The following is a 1746-nucleotide window of genomic DNA, read 5'->3' on the forward strand; positions in this document are numbered from 1 at the left end:
CTTTTAGATGGCAAAAATGATGATAATCAAGATCAGTCATCTGCTTATGACAGAAGCATTTACAGACCTCTTGATACACCCCATACCGTTATGAATGACAGTGTTCCTTTTTAAACAGAAGGTGCTTTAATGGATAGTAAAAAGAAGCCTAGGGTTAGTACAGAAGAATCTGAACCCGTTTATATGCTTACAGAGAATGATATAGAGCTGTTAAGAGATTGTATGTCATCTACATCAATGAGTTATTACAGTATAGTGATGGGTGCTTTATTGAGTACACTTTTCATTCTGCTCTTAAAACTTTCTTGGGATCAAAGTCACTTAAAACTTAAGTTAGGTGTTGCTGCTGTAATATGCATTTTAGTGGTTTTATTGTTCTTTTTAAATCGAATTTCATGGTCAAGATCAGAGAGAATTTGGCAAGATATTAAACAGACATCTGAGGACATAAGTGAAAAAAAATAAAAAGAGGGGACGCCCTAAAATAGCAGGGCAGGTAAGAGAACCAAACGGACGTATATCACGTGCAAAAGCACTGCGTGAAGCCGTTGATAAATTGGCAATAGAAATGCGTGCAAAACGCTTCGGTTTAACGCTACAAGAGGCAAAAAATCCACTTTCTGGTACCTATATAGGGCGGCTTTGTTTAAAAGGCGTGATTACTCAAGAGCAATACGACACCGCCCAGCAATATCTACAGATAAGGAATAATTACCTTTGCGCAAAAGGCTTGCCTAATGCAATTTATGACGAAATGCCATCATCATCTGATGATAAGGCAAGAGATAAATGGGTAGAATTTGCAACAGAGCAGTTTATAAACACGCAAGAGGCACTAAAAGAAGCCCAATGCCTCTATAGACAATATAACCTTTATGCAGCGCTACAGTGCCTCGTTATAGAAGATCAAATGCTACCACACCTTGTGAATTCATTACGTTTTGCTCTTAATGTGCTTCAGAAACATTTTGATCGTAAATGACAATCTCTATTACGGTTTCATTATATCATATATCGTTGGTAAGTCTCTGCAAAATCTAGCGACTTGTTTAGTGTTTTCATAATCACCGGTGCTCACGTCAGATACTACAACTATCATTTGTGTTTTGGGGCTAATGCCAGTTCCAGTCGAATTACTAAGAAATTTTTTTGCATAATAAATCATTGGATTTTTGCTGTTATTGGATTCGTTGTATGCCCACATAAAATCTCTTTCACTCCAATTATGTTCATAACGTAAACGACTTATTACATTGGGTAGCATTGCCCATGACATTTCTTCATTATACTCACCCCGCAATAAATTCACAAAGCGTCCACATAAAATAACGAATACGTGACGATGCAATACAGGATCAAATTTGGAAGGCATCTTATGATGGCCACGGATGTATACAAATTCTTGTGCTTGGCTTAGCTTATTAAAATGCGTAAAGCCAGTATATTCTTTACTCGCGTATTTGTCGTAAAGTTGATTATACTTCTCTATAGTATCTACACTTGTAAACATACGCGTCAATTTGTCTATAAATCCAAATGACGCTGATGCAGGTAGCGCTGATATAGAAAAGAAAGCTATAAATGTTATGATGCGTGTTATGGATAATGATTTCATCATTTTGAACCCTTAATTATTCATAAGTGCTGTTTAACCGATTCTTTTCAAATGTATCAATATGTGTTATTTTTATGTTGACAAAGTGTAGCAAATCGTATTTAATGACAGCACTGTACTTGGTCGTATTG

3 protein-coding genes and 1 pseudogene are annotated in these 1746 nt (G+C 36.2%); 3 read left to right on the forward strand and 1 reads right to left on the reverse strand.

All coding sequences use genetic code 11. From position 1 onward, the window contains the following. The 3 genes and pseudogenes from ACFIJJ_RS09635 to ACFIJJ_RS09645 form a co-directional block, all read left to right on the forward strand. Window positions 1-114 (forward strand): annotated as a pseudogene (locus tag ACFIJJ_RS09635) (single-stranded DNA-binding protein); the annotation flags it as partial. 15 nt (window positions 115-129) lie between these two features. Next, entirely contained in the window at window positions 130-465 is a 336-nt protein-coding gene (locus tag ACFIJJ_RS09640; RefSeq protein WP_375624384.1) for a hypothetical protein, read from the forward strand. After that, window positions 452-982 carry a hypothetical protein gene (locus ACFIJJ_RS09645; protein ID WP_375646789.1) on the forward strand — a complete coding sequence of 177 codons (531 nt, stop codon included), beginning with the start codon at window positions 452-454 and terminating at the stop codon, window positions 980-982. The genes ACFIJJ_RS09640 and ACFIJJ_RS09645 overlap by 14 nt, the downstream gene beginning before the upstream one ends. Window positions 983-991: 9 nt before the next feature. Here ACFIJJ_RS09645 and ACFIJJ_RS09650 read toward each other — a convergent pair whose 3' ends face one another. Continuing rightward, the gene (locus ACFIJJ_RS09650; RefSeq protein ID WP_375646791.1) at window positions 992-1618 is read right to left on the reverse strand and encodes a hypothetical protein; all 627 of its coding nucleotides are present in this window, start codon (window positions 1616-1618) and stop codon (window positions 992-994) included. Window positions 1619-1746: the final 128 nt, after the last annotated feature.

It is taken from the genome of Bartonella sp. TT29SHDZB, from assembly GCF_042193395.1.
In the GTDB taxonomy this organism is placed as follows: domain Bacteria; phylum Pseudomonadota; class Alphaproteobacteria; order Rhizobiales; family Rhizobiaceae; genus Bartonella.